The organism is Escherichia sp. WS2035 (genome assembly GCF_046487065.1).
In the GTDB taxonomy this organism is placed as follows: domain Bacteria; phylum Pseudomonadota; class Gammaproteobacteria; order Enterobacterales; family Enterobacteriaceae; genus Escherichia; species Escherichia coli.
Window position 1 is genome coordinate 1 of record NZ_JBJQKD010000010.1, and the last position, 18,011, is coordinate 18,011.

The window sequence follows — 18,011 nt, forward strand, 5'->3', positions numbered from 1 at the left end:
TTTGTTCAGGAACACGATGATGTACGGAACGCCTACCTGACGACCCAGCAGGATGTGCTCACGAGTCTGCGGCATCGGGCCGTCAGTCGCAGCAACTACCAGGATCGCGCCATCCATCTGAGCAGCACCGGTGATCATGTTTTTAACATAGTCGGCGTGCCCCGGGCAGTCTACGTGTGCGTAGTGACGGGTCGGGGTGTCGTATTCAACGTGAGAAGTGTTGATGGTGATACCACGAGCCTTTTCTTCCGGCGCGTTATCGATCTGGTCGAATGCACGAGCAGCACCGCCGTAGGTTTTAGCCAGTACGGTGGTGATTGCAGCGGTCAGAGTAGTTTTACCGTGGTCAACGTGGCCGATAGTACCAACGTTAACGTGCGGTTTTGTACGTTCAAATTTTTCTTTAGACACGGCTATATTCCTTACTATAGTGCTCTCCCCTTCAGGAGAGAGCACGGGACTTTGGTATTAACCCTTAGGCTTATTTACCACGGGCTTCAATTACGGCCTGAGCAACGTTACTCGGCGCTTCATCATACTTCAGGAATTCCATAGTGTATGATGCGCGACCTTTGGTCAGAGAACGCAGCTGAGTTGCATATCCGAACATTTCAGACAGCGGTACTTCAGCGTGGATCTTAACGCCAGTAACTTCAGATTCCTGACCTTTGAGCATACCACGACGACGGCTCAAGTCACCGATAACGTCACCGGTGTTCTCTTCAGGAGTTTCTACTTCAACCTTCATGATCGGCTCAAGCAGAACTGGTTTCGCTTTCTTAAAGCCTTCTTTAAAGGCGATAGAAGCAGCCAGTTTAAACGCCAGTTCAGAGGAGTCAACGTCATGGTAAGAACCGAAGTGCAGACGAATACCCATGTCTACTACCGGGTAGCCTGCCAGCGGACCTGCTTTCAGCTGTTCCTGGATACCTTTATCAACGGCCGGGATGTATTCGCCAGGGATTACACCACCTTTAATGTCGTTGATGAACTCGTAGCCTTTCGGGTTTGAACCCGGCTCCAGCGGGTACATGTCGATAACAACATGACCATACTGACCACGACCACCAGACTGTTTCGCGTGTTTACCTTCAACATCGGTAACTTTCTGGCGGATAGTTTCACGGTAAGCAACCTGCGGTTTACCTACGTTCGCTTCAACGTTGAATTCACGCTTCATACGGTCAACGATGATGTCGAGGTGCAGTTCGCCCATACCCGCGATGATGGTCTGGTTAGATTCTTCGTCAGTCCATACACGGAAAGACGGGTCTTCTTTAGCCAGACGGCCCAGAGCCAGACCCATTTTTTCCTGGTCAGCTTTGGTTTTCGGTTCAACTGCGATGGAGATTACCGGCTCAGGGAATTCCATACGTTCCAGAATGATCGGCGCATCCGGGTCACACAGGGTGTCACCAGTGGTTACGTCTTTCAGACCGATTGCAGCTGCGATGTCGCCCGCGCGAACTTCTTTGATCTCTTCACGTTTGTTAGCGTGCATCTGAACGATACGACCGAAACGCTCACGTGCAGCTTTCACGGAGTTCAGTACGGTATCACCAGAGTTAACCACACCGGAGTACACACGGAAGAAGGTCAGGTTACCAACAAACGGGTCGGTAGCGATTTTGAACGCCAGTGCAGAGAACGGCTCGTCATCACTTGCGTGACGCTCAGCCGGAGTGTCTTTACCGTCGTCCAGGATACCGTTGATCGCAGGTACGTCAACCGGGGATGGCAGGTAATCAATTACCGCATCCAGCATCGCCTGAACACCTTTGTTCTTGAACGCAGAACCACAGGTTACCAGGATGATTTCGTTGTTCAGAACGCGCTGACGCAGAGCACCTTTGATTTCTGCTTCAGTCAGTTCTTCACCACCCAGATATTTTTCCATCAGCTCTTCAGAAGCTTCAGCTGCGGATTCGATCAGGTTCTGGTGCCATTCGTTAGCCAGTTCAACCATGTCTGCCGGGATATCTTCGTATTCGAAGGTTACGCCCTGGTCAGCGTCGTTCCAGTTGATAGCTTTCATTTTCACCAGGTCAACAACACCGGTGAAATGTTCTTCAGCACCAATCGCCAGCTGCAGCGGAACCGGGTTCGCGCCCAGACGGGTTTTGATCTGGTTAACAACTTTCAGGAAGTTCGCACCCATGCGGTCCATTTTGTTAACGAACGCAATACGCGGAACTTTATATTTGTTTGCCTGACGCCATACGGTTTCAGACTGCGGCTGAACACCACCAACTGCGCAGTAAACCATTACCGCACCATCGAGAACACGCATGGAACGTTCTACTTCGATTGTGAAGTCAACGTGCCCCGGGGTGTCGATGATGTTGATGCGATGCGGCTCATACTGCTTAGCCATACCAGACCAGAATGCAGTAGTCGCAGCGGAAGTGATGGTAATACCACGTTCCTGCTCCTGCTCCATCCAGTCCATGGTTGCAGCGCCGTCATGAACTTCACCGATTTTATGGTTTACACCGGTGTAGAACAGAATACGTTCGGTAGTAGTGGTTTTACCGGCGTCGATGTGCGCACTGATACCGATGTTACGGTAGCGTGCGATGGGTGTTGTACGAGCCATTTGTTTCCTCGTTTATCTTTTAGGCGTTCAATTTAAGTAGCCCAAAGCGGGCTGCTTACTGGAAGCGCCCGCCTGGTGACTAAAACTCCGAAGGGATTACCAACGGTAGTGTGCGAACGCCTTGTTGGCTTCGGCCATACGGTGAACGTCTTCACGTTTCTTAACTGCAGTACCTTTGTTTTCTGCAGCATCAGAAAGTTCGTTCGCCAGGCGCAGAGCCATGGATTTATCACCGCGTTTACGAGCAGCTTCAACGATCCAACGCATTGCCAGAGCATTACGACGAACCGGACGGACTTCAACTGGTACCTGATAAGTAGAACCACCAACGCGGCGAGACTTAACTTCTACAGTCGGGCGCACGTTTTCGAGAGCTACTTCGAATGCTTCCAGTTCAGATTTACCAGAGCGCTGAGCCAGGGTCTCCAGCGCGCTGTATACGATAGATTCAGCAGTAGATTTTTTACCATCTACCATCAGGATATTTACAAATTTAGCCAGCAGTTCTGATCCGAACTTCGGATCCGGCAGAATTTTACGCTGACCAATGACGCGACGACGTGGCATGGAAATACTCCGTTGTTAATTCAGGATTGTCCAAAACTCTACGAGTTTAGTTTGACATTTAAGTTAAAACGTTTGGCCTTACTTAACGGAGAACCATTAAGCCTTAGGACGCTTCACGCCATACTTGGAACGAGCCTGCTTACGGTCTTTAACACCGGAGCAGTCAAGCGCACCACGTACGGTGTGGTAACGAACACCCGGGAGGTCTTTAACACGACCGCCACGGATCAGGATCACGGAGTGCTCCTGCAAGTTGTGACCTTCACCACCGATGTAGGAAGTCACTTCGAAACCGTTAGTCAGACGAACACGGCATACTTTACGCAGCGCGGAGTTCGGTTTTTTAGGAGTGGTAGTATATACACGAGTACATACGCCACGTTTTTGCGGGCATGCTTCCAGCGCAGGCACGTTGCTTTTCGCAACTTTGCGAGCACGTGGTTTGCGTACCAGCTGGTTAACTGTTGCCATTAAATAGCTCCTGGTTTTAGCTTTTGCTTCGTAAACACGTAATAAAACGTCCTCACACAATATGAGGACGCCGAATTTTAGGGCGATGCCGAAAAGGTGTCAAGAAATATACAACGATCCCGCCATCACCAGGCCATCTGGCTGGAGTGCTTAACCGTAAGTCTGACGAAATCAGTATAGTCAATGGGAATGATGTCGTTCGAAATTCGACCAGTCAAACCGCGGGCAATAAGGTCTTCGTTCAGAGCATAGACCTTAATGGGGGCATTACGCAGACTTTCAAGGTAGCGGTTGCCGTCAACTGCGGCAGTTACGCCATCTTGCAATAATAGCAGTTCGTCACCTTCACTGAGCAGACGCAGCAGCGCAGCAAAGTCCGTCAGCCAGGGTGAACGATGTAATGTGTGCAGCATAACGCCTCAAAACCTCAAAATAACATCGTAGTTGGCGAGTTCGCGGCGTAAGGCATCTGCTTCGAGCGGCGTGGCTTCGACCACAAAGGGTGTCTGCGGATCTAACCCACGTTCGCGCAGTGAAGCCGCGCAAATCCAGCACTGTTCAATATCGTACAGACCCAACAATTTAAAAGTGGCAATGTAATCACGCGCCAGCACTGCATCGGGCTTTTGTCCTGGCAGCAGCTGAAAAACGCCATCAGCAATAAAGAAGACGGCCAGATCGTCAGTTAATGCGGAAGTTGCCAGTAAAGCATCTAAACCTTCCCGGCCTGCAGTTGTACCATGAGGCGCAGTAGAAAAAACAAACGCAATTCGTTTCATCAGAACTGTACCACCCTGTCACAGGTCAGCGAGGCTTCCGCCAGCGCGCCAAGTCCGCTTAAGGTAAATCCCGGCTGAAGGTTTGACGAAGCAAGCCCCAGTCTTCCGGCCTCCGTTTCATCAACAACGCCACGGCGTAATGCTGCCGCTACGCAGATATTCAGCGCCACACCATGTTGCGCATTCAACTGTTGCCAGCCGCGCACAAGGTCAAATTCGTCGCTTGCCGGTGAGGTCAATTGGTTAGCGTTATAGACCCCTTCCCGATAGAAAAAAACGCTGCTTAACTCATGGCCTTCTGCTATCAGCGCCTGCGCAAACTGAAAAGCACTACTCGCCTGTTGCGTACCGTATGCTGGCCCGGTCACCACGATGGCAAAACGCATTACTTATCTTGCCCCTGGAAATCACCGCTCTTGAACTGGCGGATGTAGAGATAGACAGTGTGTTTGGAGATGTTCAGGCGGTCAGCAACCTGGTTGATCGCGTCTTTAATATCGAAGATCCCTTTCTCGTAGAGATTTAGCACGATCTGACGATTTTTGGCGTTATTAGAAACATTGCGATCGGCATTCACTTCTTCGATGGTGAACTCCAGCGTTTGGGTAACCAGATCTTCAACAGAAGAGGCAAAGTTGACGCTTGAACCGACATCCGGAGTTTCCGGCGGCACAAAAGTGCTCATAATCTGCGAGAAGGGAACATCAAGATTCATATTGATGCACAGCAGACCAATTACACGCTGTTCGCGGTTACGAATCGCGATAGTCAGGGACTTCATTAATACGCCGCTTTTGGCGCGAGTAAAGTAGCATTTAGAAACGCTGCTATCCGCTCCCGTCATATCGTGCAGCATACGTAGCGCCAGGTCAGTAATTGGCGAACCAATCTTCCGGCCTGTATGTTCACCGTTAGCAATGCGAATGGCTGAACATTTTAGATCCTGCAAAGAGTGCAAAACGATTTCACAGTGGGAGCCAATAAGCATCGCTAACCCGTCCACCACCGCTTCGTAGGATTTCAGAATATCAAAATCGGTCTGGTCAAAAGGACGTTGATCCAGTAAATCCAACTCACTGGTTTCGTTGGTTAAAAGCGACCTGGACATGAAAAAAAACACTCCTTTTCAGGAGCCTGTCGTTAACTTTTCAGGGCAGGCTCATTAATGATGCGGGTAACTAAATTAATACAGCGGAGGTTCCGCTTTCCAGCACTAATTATATCCGGCCTGTAATAAAAAAACCGCCGCCTGGTCAGGCGGCGGTTCTTAATGCTTATTTTTTAGCAGAGTCTGCGGCTTTCGCATCAGCTTCCGGCTTTGCATCAGCCTTCGGCGCTGGTTTCACATCCAGCAGCTCTACGTCAAACACCAGGGTAGAATTCGGTGGGATCCCCGGAACACCCGCTTTGCCGTAAGCCAGTTCTGGTGGAATAACCAGTTTGATCTTACCGCCTTTCTTGATGTTCTTCAGACCTTCTGTCCAACCCGGAATAACACCGTCCAGACGGAAAGAGAGCGGTTCACCACGGGTGTAAGAGTTGTCGAACTCTTTACCGTCGATCAGCGTACCTTTGTAGTTCACTACAACAGTATCGCTGTCTTTCGGTGCTTCGCCTTTACCGGCTTCTACTACCTGATAAACCAGACCAGTGGAAGAGGTTTTCACACCTTTCTCTTTGGCAAATTTCTCGCGGTACTCTTTACCTTTTGCTTCGTTATCAGCCGCGTCTTTTTCCATCTTCGCCTGAGCAGAAGACTTCACGCGAGCTTCGAATGCTTGCAGAGTCTGTTCGATCTCTTGGTCGGAAAGTTTGCTCTTATCAGCAAATGCATCCTGAACACCAGCGATCAGCTGATCTTTATCCAGTTTGATGCCCAGTTTTTCTTGTTCTTTAAGAGAGTTTTCCATGTAACGACCCAGCGAAGCACCCAGTGCATAAGCTGATTTCTGATCGTCATTTTTGAACGCTGCTTTGCTGTCAGCAGTTGTAGCAGGTTTTGCAGCTTCAGCAGCAAAAGTGATTGGTGCATGCAGGGCAACGGCCATTGTGGTCGCCAGCAGCGTTACTTTAAACAGTGATTTCATCCATATCTCCAGGATCGGGGCATCTCACCCCAGGGTTAACTATTATCAGAAGGGTACTATAAAGCGTTGTCGAACAAATCTACATACAGACACGCCCTATTATCATCTATTTTCAGACTCTTTTTGTTTAAATTAGTTTCGATGACCGCGAAATGAGTGCTGTCTCGGGCAGCAAAGTTAAGTAGAATCCGCGGCGACCATTCGACAAAAGAGGTGAATCATGCAGGATTTATCATTGGAAGCACGCCTGGCAGAGCTGGAGAGCCGACTGGCTTTTCAGGAAATCACCATTGAAGAACTGAACGTCACGGTGACCGCTCATGAAATGGAGATGGCGAAACTGCGCGATCATCTGCGTCTGCTGACCGAGAAGTTAAAAGCCAGCCAGCCGTCGAACATCGCGTCGCAGGCTGAAGAAACGCCTCCGCCACATTATTGAGGCGTAAAAAAAGCGGGAATTCCCCGCTTTTTTGTCACCTTTTCGGTATTAGTGGCAACCGCAACCGCCGTTGCCTTTACCGCCACAGCAGCCTTCGCCACCGTGTTCATGACCGTGATCGTGGCCATGACCACCGCAGCAACCGTCGTGGTCGTGATCGTGGTGGTGATCGTGCGCGCCGTGAACGTGACCATGAGCCAGTTCTTCTTCGGTCGCTTCGCGAATCGCCACAACTTCAACGTTGAATTTCAGGTTCTGACCAGCCAGCATGTGGTTACCATCAACCACTACGTGATCGTCTTCAACCGCAGTGATTTCAACCGGTACCGGACCCTGGTCGGTTTCAGCCAGGAAACGCATACCTACCTGCAGTTCATCAACGCCCATAAATACGTCTTTAGGAACGCGCTGCACCAGGTTTTCGTCGTACTGACCGTAAGCGTCATTCGCGCCAACAGCGACATCAAATTTGTCGCCAACTTCATGACCTTCCAGCGCCGTTTCCAGGCCAGAGATCAGGGAACCGTGACCATGCAGGTAGTCCAGCGGCGCACTCACCGGAGACTCATCAACCAACACACCGTCTTCTGTACGTACCTGATAGGCCAGGCTGACCACCAGGTCTTTTGCTACTTTCATGATATCTCCTGAGCATGGGAAGAATAGTGGCGCAGATTGTAGCGGAATTCTGCAGCCGTGTACTCACTAGCTTAAAAAAACTCGGCGCATATCGCTAGTCCGGATGAAAAATCCCGATCACTTGCTCATCTTTGCGAACGTGATCGCGGGCTTCTTTGTCTGCTTCTCGCATCTGATGTCCACACTTAACACATTCAACGATATCAATATTATTTTCGCGCCACATCGCCATTGAATCCTGAGCCTGACAGGCCGGGCATTTTGCGCCCGCAATAAAACGTTTTCGGATTGCCATCTTTACCCTCTACTCAAATTCATCCCAGCCGTCCAGCTGGCGTCGTTCTTGTTGCATTTCACGCTGGAAAATCTCTTCCAGTTCGCGTCGGGCTTCCCTGGCGCGAGAAATTTGTACGGTATCAGCATGCATCGGGATTAACTCCCGCAGCATTCGCATATCCAGGCGGCGAAAATGCAGTTGCGCGCGCTGCGCCTGATGCGGATGCATGCCAAGCGTGACCAGCGTCTTGCGCCCCAGCTCTAACGCACTGGAGAATGTTTCACGGGAAAACTGCGTCACCCCTGCCTGTAATAACTCATGCGCTTCCACACGTCCGCGCGCTCGCGCAAGAATATGCAAATGCGGAAAGTGCTGCTGGCATATTTCCACCAGCTTCATAGTGTCTTCCGGCTCGTTACAGGTAATGACGATAGACTCAGCGGCCTCTGCACCCGCAGAACGTAAAAGATCTACCTGCGTGGCGTCGCCGTAATAAACTTTGTAGCCATATTTGCGCATCAGGTTAACGGCACTGATATCCCGCTCCAGTACAGTAATGCGCATTTTATTTGCCATCAGCAAACGACCAATCACCTGACCAAAACGCCCAAAGCCCACGACAATAACCTGCGGTTTATCATCGTTGACCCATGGTTTTTCGTCTTCTTCTTCCGGTCCGTTAAACTGGCGGGATAGCCATTTATCTACCAGCTTCATCAGCAGCGGCGTGGTCATCATGGAAAGCGTCACCGTCACCAGCAACAGCGCCATCTGGTCGCCCTGGAATAAGCGTTGTGAAGAAGCGGAAGAAAAGAGGACAAAGGCAAACTCACCGCCCTGACTCAACACGCCAGCAAACTGCATCCGCTCTGAGCTACGCACGCCATACAATCGCGCCAGCAGATACAGCACGAGAATTTTCACCGCCACCAGCACAACCACACTTATCACTACCCACAACAGATGGGTATAAAGCACCCCGAGGTTGAGTGACATGCCGACAGAGATAAAGAACAAACCGAGCAGCAAGCCTTTGAAGGGATCGATAGCCGTTTCCAGTTCATGGCGATATTCACTTTCCGCCAGTAGCACACCCGCAATAAACGTACCGAGCGCCATCGACAACCCCAGCGCATCCATAAACAATGCGGAACCCAACACCAGCAGCAGCGTCGCGGCGGTGAACACTTCCCGCACACCAGAAGCTGCAATAAAACGGAATACCGGACGCAGTAAATAGCGCCCGCCAATCAGCATGCCGACAAACGCCAGCACCTTCATGCCGATCTTCATCCAGTCGAAATGTTCGTCTGCCGAACCCGCCAACAACGGCACTAACGCCAGTGCCGGGATCACCGCCAGATCCTGAAACAGCAGTACCGAGAAACCTAACTGGCCGGATTCGCTGCGATTCATCCCTTTTTCACGCATCAACTGCAATGCCATTGCGGTTGAAGACATCGCAAGGCCAATGCCACCGACCACCGCCGCCTGCCAGGCGAAATCCGTCAGCATCAATAATCCCGCCAGCAACGCCGCGCTTAACAGCACCTGTGCCGCGCCTACGCCAAAAATCGAACGCCGCAGTTGCCAAAGCTTGGAGGGATTCAACTCAAGGCCGATGATAAACATCAGGAATACCACGCCGAGTTCCGAAAAGTGGAGGATCTCATCGACGTCGCTAATAAACCCCAGCCCCCACGGGCCAATCGCAATCCCCGCCAGCAAATATCCCAACACTGCACCAATACCCAGCCGCGATGCCAGCGGCACCGCAGCCACCGCCGCGAAGAGAAACAGCACTCCTGCGAGTAAAAAATCAGAACCTTCCATCAGCGGCCTCCTGGAGACAACGGATTTGCCAGCCAGTCACCGTAGGCTCTGGCGTGGCTCGCCAGCTCCTGTGCGCTTTGCCGTCTCGCCCAGTAAATAATGATGGGGCTTAACCAATGCATCCGGCACATGCCCGCCGCCAGTTCAAAGGGGCGCAGAACATCGCTCATCGGATAGCGATTCAACGCGTCATAACGGTAAGCACTTTCCGGCTCCCCGGTGGTAATCACGCTACGCCAGTACTTTCCCGCCAGTTGGTTTCCCCCCGGTCCGCTGGCAAAACCACGGCTTAATACCCGGTCCAGCCACTCTTTCAGTAGCGCCGGGCAGCTATAGGTATAAAGAGGATGCTGAAAGACAATCACCTCGTGCTCGCGCAGTAATGCCTGCTCACGAGGGATATCAATAAAAAAGTCGGGATAGTGCGCGTAAAGGTCGTGCACGGTAACATTGCTGAGCTGCGTGGCCGGTTTAAGCAGAACCCGGTTTGCCACCGAGTCCTGAGATTCCGGATGGGCATACAGCAGCAAAACTTTCGCTGGCTGAGACATCATCCCCCTCCCGGTATGGTTTTTGTGTATAGTCGCTGTTTTGGGCTACCATTGCGCCCGGTGCGGCAGCTCGCCCATACATTACATTATCATAATGATAAGTTAACATAGTCTGAACATACGGCGCCTTATGATTGTTTTTTCCTCGTTACAAATTCGTCGCGGCGTGCGCGTCCTGCTGGATAATGCCACCGCCACCATCAACCCTGGGCAGAAAGTCGGCCTGGTGGGTAAAAACGGCTGTGGTAAATCTACCCTGCTGGCATTGCTGAAAAATGAAATCAGCGCCGACGGCGGCAGCTACACCTTTCCGGGAAGCTGGCAACTGGCGTGGGTGAATCAGGAAACACCGGCGTTACCGCAAGCGGCGCTGGAATATGTCATTGACGGCGACCGTGAATATCGTCAACTGGAAGCGCAGCTACACGACGCCAACGAACGTAACGACGGGCAAGCCATTGCAACCATTCATGGCAAGCTGGATGCTATTGACGCATGGAGTATTCGCTCCCGTGCCGCCAGCCTGCTGCACGGCCTCGGTTTCAGCAATGAACAACTGGAGCGCCCGGTAAGTGATTTCTCCGGTGGCTGGCGTATGCGTCTTAACCTTGCCCAGGCGCTGATTTGCCGTTCAGACTTGCTGCTGCTCGACGAACCGACTAACCACCTCGATCTCGATGCCGTTATCTGGCTGGAAAAATGGCTGAAGAGCTATCAGGGCACGCTGATCCTGATCTCTCACGACCGCGACTTCCTCGATCCGATCGTTGATAAAATTATTCATATCGAACAACAAAGCATGTTCGAGTACACCGGCAACTACAGTTCGTTTGAAGTACAGCGCGCCACCCGTCTGGCGCAGCAACAAGCGATGTACGAAAGCCAGCAGGAACGCGTAGCGCATCTGCAAAGTTATATCGACCGTTTCCGTGCCAAAGCCACCAAAGCGAAGCAGGCCCAGAGCCGTATTAAGATGCTGGAGCGTATGGAGCTGATTGCCCCGGCGCACGTCGACAACCCGTTCCGCTTTAGCTTCCGCGCGCCGGAAAGCCTGCCTAATCCGTTATTAAAGATGGAAAAAGTCAGCGCAGGCTATGGTGATCGCATTATTCTCGACTCGATTAAACTGAATCTGGTCCCCGGCTCGCGCATTGGTCTGCTAGGCCGCAACGGCGCGGGTAAATCGACATTAATCAAACTGTTAGCCGGTGAACTTGCGCCAGTCAGCGGTGAAATTGGTCTGGCGAAAGGGATCAAGCTCGGCTACTTCGCCCAGCATCAACTTGAATACCTGCGCGCCGACGAATCGCCTATTCAACATCTGGCACGTTTAGCGCCGCAGGAGCTGGAACAAAAACTGCGTGATTACCTCGGCGGCTTTGGTTTCCAGGGCGATAAAGTAACCGAAGAAACGCGCCGCTTTTCCGGTGGGGAAAAAGCCCGCCTGGTGCTGGCATTAATTGTCTGGCAGCGTCCGAATCTGCTGCTGCTCGACGAACCGACTAACCACCTTGACCTCGACATGCGTCAGGCACTCACTGAAGCATTAATCGAGTTCGAAGGCGCGCTGGTTGTCGTCTCGCACGACCGTCATTTGCTGCGTTCCACCACTGACGATCTCTACCTGGTTCACGATCGTAAAGTCGAACCGTTCGACGGCGATCTGGAAGATTATCAACAGTGGTTGAGCGACGTACAAAAGCAGGAAAACCAGGCCGACGAAGCGCCAAAAGAGAACGCGAACAGCGCCCAGGCACGTAAAGATCAGAAGCGTCGGGAAGCGGAGCTGCGTGCGCAAACCCAGCCACTGCGTAAAGAGATTGCCCGTCTGGAAAAAGAGATGGAGAAGCTGAACGCGCAACTGGCGCAGGCGGAAGAGAAACTCGGCGACAGCGAACTGTATGACCAGAGCCGTAAAGCGGAGTTGACCGCCTGCCTGCAACAGCAAGCCAGCGCCAAATCCGGCCTGGAAGAGTGCGAAATGGCGTGGCTGGAAGCCCAGGAGCAGCTTGAGCAGATGCTGCTGGAAGGCCAAAGCAACTGATGGCGCAGATAACGACGACCGATGCCAATGAATTTAGCAGCAGTGCTGAATTCACCCCTATGCGCGGCTTTAGCAATTGTCATCTGCAAACCATGCTGCCGCGTCTGTTTCGTCGCAAGGTGAAATTCACCCCGCACTGGCATCGACTGGAGTTGCCCGACGGCGATTTTGTCGATCTCGCATGGAGTGAAGATCCTGCACAGGCGCGGCATAAACCGCGTTTAGTGGTATTTCACGGGCTGGAAGGCAGTCTCAATAGCCCTTACGCTCACGGTCTGGTTGAGGCGGCGCAAAAGCGCGGCTGGCTGGGCGTGGTGATGCATTTTCGCGGATGCAGCGGTGAACCAAACCGTATGCACCGCATTTACCATTCGGGCGAAACCGAAGACGCCAGTTGGTTTTTACGCTGGCTGCAACGCGAGTTTGGTCATGCGCCAACGGCTGCCGTCGGCTATTCGCTCGGCGGTAATATGCTGGCCTGTTTGCTGGCAAAAGAAGGTAATGATCTCCCGATTGATGCGGCGGTGATTGTCTCTGCGCCGTTTATGCTGGAGGCCTGTAGTTACCATATGGAAAAGGGCTTTTCCCGCATTTATCAGCGTTACTTGCTGAACCTGTTAAAAGCCAATGCCGCGCGCAAGCTGGCAGCCTACCCCGGAACACTGCCGATTAATCTCGCGCAGTTAAAATCGGTACGTCGCATCCGTGAATTTGACGATCTCATCACCGCCAGAATTCACGGCTACGCTGACGCTATCGACTATTATCGTCAGTGTAGCGCCATGCCGATGCTCAATCGGATAGCCAAACCGACACTGATTATTCACGCCAAAGACGATCCGTTTATGGATCATCAGGTGATCCCGAAACCGGAAAGTCTCCCCCCGCAGGTGGAGTATCAGCTGACTGAACATGGCGGTCATGTTGGCTTTATTGGCGGTACATTACTTCATCCGCAAATGTGGCTGGAGTCACGCATTCCTGACTGGTTAACAACGTATCTGGAGGCGAAATCATGTTGATTCCGTGGCAAGACCTCTCCCCCGAAACGCTGGAAAATTTAATTGAAAGCTTTGTGTTACGTGAAGGCACCGATTATGGTGAACATGAGCGTACACTTGAACAGAAAGTCGCCGACGTCAAACGCCAGCTACAGTGCGGAGAAGCGGTGCTGGTATGGTCGGAGCTGCACGAAACGGTCAATATCATGCCGCGCAGTCAGTTTCGCGAATAACCTGCAACCGTCGGCGGACGAGATAATAATGATAGCTAAGTCATGGAGTTACTATGTCTGCCAAACATCCGGTCATTGCGGTAACAGGATCCAGCGGCGCGGGGACCACCACCACCAGCCTCGCGTTTCGTAAAATATTCGCGCAGTTAAATCTGCATGCAGCCGAGGTGGAAGGCGACAGTTTTCACCGTTATACCCGCCCGGAAATGGACATGGCGATCCGCAAAGCGCGCGACGCCGGGCGGCATATCAGCTACTTCGGCCCCGAAGCGAACGACTTCGGCCTTCTGGAACAAACCTTCATTGAATACGGTCAGAGTGGCAAAGGGAAATCTCGCAAATATCTGCATACCTACGATGAAGCCGTACCGTGGAATCAGGTACCGGGGACATTCACCCCCTGGCAATCTTTACCGGAACCCACTGATGTACTGTTTTATGAAGGTTTACACGGCGGCGTAGTCACGCCACAGCATAACGTTGCGCAGCATGTGGACTTACTGGTCGGCGTGGTGCCTATCGTTAACCTTGAGTGGATTCAAAAACTGATCCGCGACACCAGCGAGCGCGGGCACTCACGAGAAGCAGTGATGGACTCGGTAGTGCGTTCAATGGAAGACTATATCAACTACATCACACCGCAGTTTTCCCGCACCCATCTTAACTTCCAGCGCGTTCCCACCGTCGACACCTCAAACCCGTTCGCGGCAAAAGGTATCCCGTCACTGGATGAAAGCTTTGTGGTGATCCATTTTCGTAATCTGGAAGGGATCGATTTCCCCTGGCTGCTGGCGATGTTGCAAGGCTCATTCATTTCCCACATCAATACGTTAGTGGTGCCTGGCGGCAAAATGGGTCTGGCAATGGAATTAATTATGCTGCCGCTGGTGCAACGATTGATGGAAGGAAAGAAAATCGAGTAACGCTGCTATTACGCCGGATAAAATACTATCCGGCTTCACAACGGGATAGTTAAATCACGCGGCAACCACTTCATACGAGTGAGTAATATTCACCGCTTTTTCCAGCATCAGCGCCACTGAGCAATATTTCTCGGCAGAAAGATCAACCGCACGCGCAACCGCTGCGTCTTTCAGATCGCGACCGGTGACGATAAAATGTAGATTAATGTGCGTAAACAGGCGTGGTGCCTCTTCGCGGCGCTCAGAGGTCAATTTTACTTCACAATCGACCACATCCTGACGCCCTTTTTGCAGGATAGAAACCACATCGATGGCACTGCAACCACCCGCCGCCATCAACACCATTTCCATCGGGCTTGGTGCTTTATCGCCTGAGTTGCCGTCCATTAAAATCTGGTGACCAGAGGCGGATTCGCCCAGAAAAGTTAACCCTTCGACCCACTTCACTCGCGCTTGCATTTTTGCTACTCCACTGCGTCAATTTTCCTGACAGAGTACGCGTACTAACCAAATCGCGCAACGGAAGGCGACCTGGGTCATGCTGAAGCGAGACACCAGGAGACACAAAGCGAAAGCTATGCTAAAACAGTCAGGATGCTACAGTAATATATTGATGTACTGCATGTATGCAAAGGACGCCACATTACCGTGCAGTACAGTTGATAGCCCCTTCCCAGGTAGCGGGAAGCATATTTCGGCAATCCAGAGACAGCGGCGTTATCTGGCTCTGGAGAAAGCTTATAACAGAGGATAACCGCGCATGGTGCTTGGCAAACCGCAAACAGACCCGACTCTCGAATGGTTCTTGTCTCATTGCCACATTCATAAGTACCCATCCAAGAGCACGCTTATTCACCAGGGTGAAAAAGCGGAAACGCTGTACTACATCGTTAAAGGCTCTGTGGCAGTGCTGATCAAAGACGAAGAGGGTAAAGAAATGATCCTCTCCTATCTGAATCAGGGTGATTTTATTGGCGAACTGGGCCTGTTTGAAGAGGGCCAGGAACGTAGCGCATGGGTACGTGCGAAAACCGCCTGTGAAGTGGCTGAAATTTCGTACAAAAAATTTCGCCAATTGATTCAGGTAAACCCGGACATTCTGATGCGTCTGTCTGCACAGATGGCGCGTCGTCTGCAAGTCACTTCAGAGAAAGTGGGCAACCTGGCGTTCCTCGACGTGACGGGCCGCATTGCACAGACTCTGCTGAATCTGGCAAAACAACCGGATGCTATGACTCACCCGGACGGTATGCAAATCAAAATTACCCGTCAGGAAATCGGTCAGATTGTCGGCTGTTCTCGTGAAACCGTGGGACGCATTCTGAAGATGCTGGAAGATCAGAACCTGATCTCCGCACACGGTAAAACCATCGTCGTTTACGGCACTCGTTAATCCCGTCAGAGTGGCGCGTTACCTGGTAGCGCGCCATTTTGTTTCCCCCGATGTGGCGCAGACTGATTTATCACCCCGATATCAACTATGCACTTCGACAAACGCTGGTGCTATGTTTGCCCGTGGCCGTTGGGTTAATGCTTGGCGAATTACGATTCGGCCTGCTCTTCTCCCTCGTTCCTGCCTGTTGCAATATTGCGGGCCTTGATACGCCTCATAAACGTTTTTTCAAACGCTTAATCATTGGTGCGTCGCTGTTTGCCACCTGTAGCTTGCTGACACAGGTGCTACTGGCAAAAGATGTTCCCCTGCCCTTTTTGCTGACCGGATTAACGCTGGTACTTGGCGTCACTGCTGAGCTGGGGCCATTGCACGCAAAATTGCTTCCCGCATCGCTGCTCGCCGCCATTTTTACCCTCAGTCTGGCGGGATACATGCCGGTCTGGGAACCGTTGCTCATCTATGCGCTGGGCACTTTGTGGTACGGATTGTTTAACTGGTTTTGGTTCTGGATCTGGCGCGAACAACCGCTACGCGAGTCACTAAGTCTGCTGTACCGTGAACTGGCAGATTACTGTGAAGCCAAATACAGCCTGCTTACCCAGCACACCGACCCTGAAAAAGCGCTGCCGCCGCTGCTGGTGCGCCAGCAAAAAGCGGTCGATCTAATTACCCAGTGCTATCAGCAAATGCATATGCTTTCCGCGCAAAATAATACCGATTACAAGCGGATGCTGCGTATTTTCCAGGAGGCGCTGGATTTGCAGGAACATATTTCGGTCAGTTTGCATCAGCCGGAAGAGGTGCAAAAGCTGGTCGAGCGTAGCCATGCGGAAGAAGTTATCCGCTGGAATGCGCAAACCGTCGCCGCTCGCCTGCGCGTGCTGGCTGATGACATTCTTTACCATCGCCTGCCAACGCGTTTTACGATGGAAAAGCAAATTGGCGCACTGGAAAAAATCGCCCGCCAACACCCGGATAATCCGGTTGGGCAATTCTGCTACTGGCATTTCAGCCGCATTGCTCGTGTGCTGCGCACCCAAAAACCGCTCTATGCCCGTGACTTACTGGCCGATAAACAGCGGCGAATGCCATTACTTCCGGCGCTGAAAAGTTATCTGTCACTAAAGTCTCCAGCGCTACGCAATGCCGGACGACTCAGTGTGATGTTAAGCGTTGCCAGCCTGATGGGCACCGCGCTGCATCTGCCGAAGTCGTACTGGATCCTGATGACAGTATTGCTGGTGACGCAAAATGGCTATGGCGCAACCCGTCTGAGGATTGTAAATCGCTCCGTAGGAACCGTGGTCGGGTTAATCATTGCAGGCGTGGCGCTACACTTTAAAATTCCCGAAGGTTACACCCTGACCTTGATGCTGATTACCACCCTCGCCAGCTACCTGATATTGCGCAAAAACTACGGCTGGGCGACGGTCGGTTTTACTATTACCGCAGTGTATACCCTGCAACTGTTGTGGCTGAACGGTGAGCAGTACATCCTTCCGCGTCTTATCGATACCATTATTGGTTGTTTAATTGCTTTCGGCGGTACTGTCTGGCTGTGGCCGCAGTGGCAGAGCGGGTTATTGCGTAAGAACGCCCATGACGCTTTAGAAGCCTATCAGGACGCGATTCGCTTGATTCTGAGCGAGGACCCGCAACCTACTCCACTGGCCTGGCAGCGAATGCGGGTAAATCAGGCGCATAATACTCTGTATAACTCATTGAATCAGGCGATGCAGGAACCGGCGTTTAACAGCCATTATCTGGCAGATATGAAACTGTGGGTAACGCACAGCCAGTTTATTGTTGAGCATATTAATGCCATGACCACGCTGGCGCGGGAACACCGGGCATTGCCACCGGAACTGGCACAAGAGTATTTACAGTCTTGTGAAATCGCCATTCAGCGTTGTCAGCAGCGACTGGAGTATGACGAACCGGGTAGTTCTGGCGATGCCAATATCATGGATGCGCCGGAGATGCAGCCGCACGAAGGCGCGGCAGGTACGCTGGAGCAGCATTTACAACGGGTTATTGGCCATCTGAACACCATGCACACCATTTCGTCGATGGCATGGCGGCAGCGACCGCATCACGGGATTTGGCTGAGTCGCAAGTTGCGGGATTCGAAGGCGTAATACAGGCTAAACCATCGGATGAGGTGTTCACGCCGCA

General features: G+C 52.0%; 21 protein-coding genes. 7 read left to right on the plus strand and 14 right to left on the minus strand.

Annotated features, from left to right (window positions below; all coding sequences use genetic code 11):
* The 9 genes from ACJHX4_RS16735 to fkpA all read right to left on the minus strand — a co-directional run.
* A partial coding sequence (locus ACJHX4_RS16735) for a GTP-binding protein (RefSeq protein ID WP_000031718.1) occupies positions 1–411 on the minus strand: 411 nt, incomplete at its 3' end.
* A 70-nt stretch (positions 412–481) separates the two neighbouring features.
* The gene (gene fusA / locus ACJHX4_RS16740; RefSeq protein ID WP_000124700.1) at positions 482–2,596 is read right to left on the minus strand and encodes an elongation factor G; all 2,115 of its coding nucleotides are present in this window, start codon (positions 2,594–2,596) and stop codon (positions 482–484) included.
* 96 nt (positions 2,597–2,692) lie between these two features.
* Complete coding sequence (gene rpsG / locus ACJHX4_RS16745; RefSeq protein ID WP_001138043.1) at positions 2,693–3,163, minus strand: 30S ribosomal protein S7; 471 nt, start codon at positions 3,161–3,163, stop codon at positions 2,693–2,695.
* Positions 3,164–3,259: 96 nt separating this feature from the next.
* Positions 3,260–3,634: a 30S ribosomal protein S12 gene (gene rpsL / locus ACJHX4_RS16750; protein WP_000246815.1), complete on the minus strand. Its 375-nt coding sequence runs from the start codon at positions 3,632–3,634 to the stop codon at positions 3,260–3,262.
* Positions 3,635–3,759: 125 nt separating this feature from the next.
* Positions 3,760–4,047: a sulfurtransferase complex subunit TusB gene (gene tusB, locus ACJHX4_RS16755; protein ID WP_000903381.1), complete on the minus strand. Its 288-nt coding sequence runs from the start codon at positions 4,045–4,047 to the stop codon at positions 3,760–3,762.
* Positions 4,048–4,053: 6 nt separating this feature from the next.
* Positions 4,054–4,413: a sulfurtransferase complex subunit TusC gene (gene tusC / locus ACJHX4_RS16760; protein WP_000820731.1), complete on the minus strand. Its 360-nt coding sequence runs from the start codon at positions 4,411–4,413 to the stop codon at positions 4,054–4,056.
* Positions 4,413–4,799, minus strand: a complete 387-nt coding sequence (gene tusD / locus ACJHX4_RS16765) for a sulfurtransferase complex subunit TusD (RefSeq protein WP_001209693.1) — start codon at positions 4,797–4,799, stop codon at positions 4,413–4,415. Before tusD ends, tusC begins: the two co-directional genes overlap by 1 nt.
* On the minus strand, positions 4,799–5,521 hold the full coding sequence (locus tag ACJHX4_RS16770) for a transcriptional regulator (RefSeq protein WP_000091466.1): 723 nt from the start codon (positions 5,519–5,521) through the stop codon (positions 4,799–4,801). Before ACJHX4_RS16770 ends, tusD begins: the two co-directional genes overlap by 1 nt.
* Before the next feature lie 166 nt (positions 5,522–5,687).
* Positions 5,688–6,500 (minus strand): FKBP-type peptidyl-prolyl cis-trans isomerase, encoded by an 813-nt coding sequence (gene fkpA / locus ACJHX4_RS16775; protein WP_000838261.1) that lies wholly within the window; start codon positions 6,498–6,500, stop codon positions 5,688–5,690.
* Between the two features lie 220 nt (positions 6,501–6,720).
* On the opposite strand from fkpA, the gene ACJHX4_RS16780 reads away from it, so the two are divergent.
* Positions 6,721–6,939: a protein SlyX gene (locus ACJHX4_RS16780; RefSeq protein ID WP_001153615.1), complete on the plus strand. Its 219-nt coding sequence runs from the start codon at positions 6,721–6,723 to the stop codon at positions 6,937–6,939.
* 48 nt (positions 6,940–6,987) lie between these two features.
* Here ACJHX4_RS16780 and slyD read toward each other — a convergent pair whose 3' ends face one another.
* The 4 genes from slyD to kefG form a co-directional block, all read right to left on the minus strand.
* Positions 6,988–7,578 carry a peptidylprolyl isomerase gene (slyD, locus tag ACJHX4_RS16785; protein ID WP_000861334.1) on the minus strand — a complete coding sequence of 197 codons (591 nt, stop codon included), beginning with the start codon at positions 7,576–7,578 and terminating at the stop codon, positions 6,988–6,990.
* 94 nt (positions 7,579–7,672) lie between these two features.
* Positions 7,673–7,873, minus strand: coding sequence for a YheV family putative zinc ribbon protein (locus tag ACJHX4_RS16790; protein ID WP_001007730.1), 201 nt, complete (start codon positions 7,871–7,873; stop codon positions 7,673–7,675).
* 9 nt (positions 7,874–7,882) lie between these two features.
* On the minus strand, positions 7,883–9,688 hold the full coding sequence (gene kefB / locus ACJHX4_RS16795) for a glutathione-regulated potassium-efflux system protein KefB (RefSeq protein WP_000399112.1): 1,806 nt from the start codon (positions 9,686–9,688) through the stop codon (positions 7,883–7,885).
* Positions 9,688–10,239, minus strand: coding sequence for a glutathione-regulated potassium-efflux system ancillary protein KefG (gene kefG, locus ACJHX4_RS16800; RefSeq protein WP_001297514.1), 552 nt, complete (start codon positions 10,237–10,239; stop codon positions 9,688–9,690). Before kefG ends, kefB begins: the two co-directional genes overlap by 1 nt.
* 130 nt (positions 10,240–10,369) lie before the next feature.
* Between kefG and ACJHX4_RS16805 the strand changes: the two genes are divergently transcribed.
* From ACJHX4_RS16805 to ACJHX4_RS16820, 4 genes are read left to right on the plus strand one after another with little or no spacing between them, the layout of a single operon-like run.
* The gene (locus ACJHX4_RS16805; RefSeq protein WP_000634830.1) at positions 10,370–12,283 is read left to right on the plus strand and encodes an ABC transporter ATP-binding protein; all 1,914 of its coding nucleotides are present in this window, start codon (positions 10,370–10,372) and stop codon (positions 12,281–12,283) included.
* Complete coding sequence (locus ACJHX4_RS16810) at positions 12,283–13,305, plus strand: hydrolase (protein ID WP_000057364.1); 1,023 nt, start codon at positions 12,283–12,285, stop codon at positions 13,303–13,305. The genes ACJHX4_RS16805 and ACJHX4_RS16810 overlap by 1 nt, the downstream gene beginning before the upstream one ends.
* Positions 13,299–13,517: a YheU family protein gene (locus tag ACJHX4_RS16815; RefSeq protein ID WP_000907085.1), complete on the plus strand. Its 219-nt coding sequence runs from the start codon at positions 13,299–13,301 to the stop codon at positions 13,515–13,517. The genes ACJHX4_RS16810 and ACJHX4_RS16815 overlap by 7 nt, the downstream gene beginning before the upstream one ends.
* Positions 13,518–13,570: 53 nt before the next feature.
* Positions 13,571–14,440: a phosphoribulokinase gene (locus tag ACJHX4_RS16820; protein WP_001274684.1), complete on the plus strand. Its 870-nt coding sequence runs from the start codon at positions 13,571–13,573 to the stop codon at positions 14,438–14,440.
* Positions 14,441–14,494: 54 nt separating this feature from the next.
* Here ACJHX4_RS16820 and ACJHX4_RS16825 read toward each other — a convergent pair whose 3' ends face one another.
* The gene (locus ACJHX4_RS16825) at positions 14,495–14,899 is read right to left on the minus strand and encodes an OsmC family protein (RefSeq protein WP_001148908.1); all 405 of its coding nucleotides are present in this window, start codon (positions 14,897–14,899) and stop codon (positions 14,495–14,497) included.
* 301 nt (positions 14,900–15,200) lie between these two features.
* Here ACJHX4_RS16825 and crp point away from each other — a divergent pair, with 301 nt between their 5' ends.
* Together crp and ACJHX4_RS16835 are read left to right on the plus strand one after the other, a co-directional pair.
* Positions 15,201–15,833, plus strand: a complete 633-nt coding sequence (gene crp / locus ACJHX4_RS16830) for a cAMP-activated global transcriptional regulator CRP (protein WP_000242755.1) — start codon at positions 15,201–15,203, stop codon at positions 15,831–15,833.
* Between the two features lie 50 nt (positions 15,834–15,883).
* On the plus strand, positions 15,884–17,974 hold the full coding sequence (locus ACJHX4_RS16835) for a YccS/YhfK family putative transporter (RefSeq protein WP_001296470.1): 2,091 nt from the start codon (positions 15,884–15,886) through the stop codon (positions 17,972–17,974).
* Positions 17,975–18,011 lie beyond the last annotated feature (37 nt).

What these genes read in the sequence shown, in the direction of transcription:
- ACJHX4_RS16820 (WP_001274684.1), top strand. Translation starts at nt 13,571, where the DNA reads ATGTCTGCCAAACATCCGGTCATTGCGGTAACAGGATCCAGCGGCGCG.
- rpsL (WP_000246815.1), bottom strand. Translation starts at nt 3,634, where the DNA reads ATGGCAACAGTTAACCAGCTGGTACGCAAACCACGTGCTCGCAAAGTT.
- slyD (WP_000861334.1), bottom strand. Translation starts at nt 7,578, where the DNA reads ATGAAAGTAGCAAAAGACCTGGTGGTCAGCCTGGCCTATCAGGTACGT.
- rpsG (WP_001138043.1), bottom strand. Translation starts at nt 3,163, where the DNA reads ATGCCACGTCGTCGCGTCATTGGTCAGCGTAAAATTCTGCCGGATCCG.
- tusD (WP_001209693.1), bottom strand. Translation starts at nt 4,799, where the DNA reads ATGCGTTTTGCCATCGTGGTGACCGGGCCAGCATACGGTACGCAACAG.
- fusA (WP_000124700.1), bottom strand. Translation starts at nt 2,596, where the DNA reads ATGGCTCGTACAACACCCATCGCACGCTACCGTAACATCGGTATCAGT.
- ACJHX4_RS16810 (WP_000057364.1), top strand. Translation starts at nt 12,283, where the DNA reads ATGGCGCAGATAACGACGACCGATGCCAATGAATTTAGCAGCAGTGCT.
- ACJHX4_RS16815 (WP_000907085.1), top strand. Translation starts at nt 13,299, where the DNA reads ATGTTGATTCCGTGGCAAGACCTCTCCCCCGAAACGCTGGAAAATTTA.
- kefB (WP_000399112.1), bottom strand. Translation starts at nt 9,688, where the DNA reads ATGGAAGGTTCTGATTTTTTACTCGCAGGAGTGCTGTTTCTCTTCGCG.
- tusB (WP_000903381.1), bottom strand. Translation starts at nt 4,047, where the DNA reads ATGCTGCACACATTACATCGTTCACCCTGGCTGACGGACTTTGCTGCG.
- ACJHX4_RS16825 (WP_001148908.1), bottom strand. Translation starts at nt 14,899, where the DNA reads ATGCAAGCGCGAGTGAAGTGGGTCGAAGGGTTAACTTTTCTGGGCGAA.
- ACJHX4_RS16780 (WP_001153615.1), top strand. Translation starts at nt 6,721, where the DNA reads ATGCAGGATTTATCATTGGAAGCACGCCTGGCAGAGCTGGAGAGCCGA.
- kefG (WP_001297514.1), bottom strand. Translation starts at nt 10,239, where the DNA reads ATGTCTCAGCCAGCGAAAGTTTTGCTGCTGTATGCCCATCCGGAATCT.
- crp (WP_000242755.1), top strand. Translation starts at nt 15,201, where the DNA reads ATGGTGCTTGGCAAACCGCAAACAGACCCGACTCTCGAATGGTTCTTG.
- ACJHX4_RS16790 (WP_001007730.1), bottom strand. Translation starts at nt 7,873, where the DNA reads ATGGCAATCCGAAAACGTTTTATTGCGGGCGCAAAATGCCCGGCCTGT.
- tusC (WP_000820731.1), bottom strand. Translation starts at nt 4,413, where the DNA reads ATGAAACGAATTGCGTTTGTTTTTTCTACTGCGCCTCATGGTACAACT.
- ACJHX4_RS16835 (WP_001296470.1), top strand. Translation starts at nt 15,884, where the DNA reads ATGTGGCGCAGACTGATTTATCACCCCGATATCAACTATGCACTTCGA.
- ACJHX4_RS16805 (WP_000634830.1), top strand. Translation starts at nt 10,370, where the DNA reads ATGATTGTTTTTTCCTCGTTACAAATTCGTCGCGGCGTGCGCGTCCTG.
- fkpA (WP_000838261.1), bottom strand. Translation starts at nt 6,500, where the DNA reads ATGAAATCACTGTTTAAAGTAACGCTGCTGGCGACCACAATGGCCGTT.
- ACJHX4_RS16770 (WP_000091466.1), bottom strand. Translation starts at nt 5,521, where the DNA reads ATGTCCAGGTCGCTTTTAACCAACGAAACCAGTGAGTTGGATTTACTG.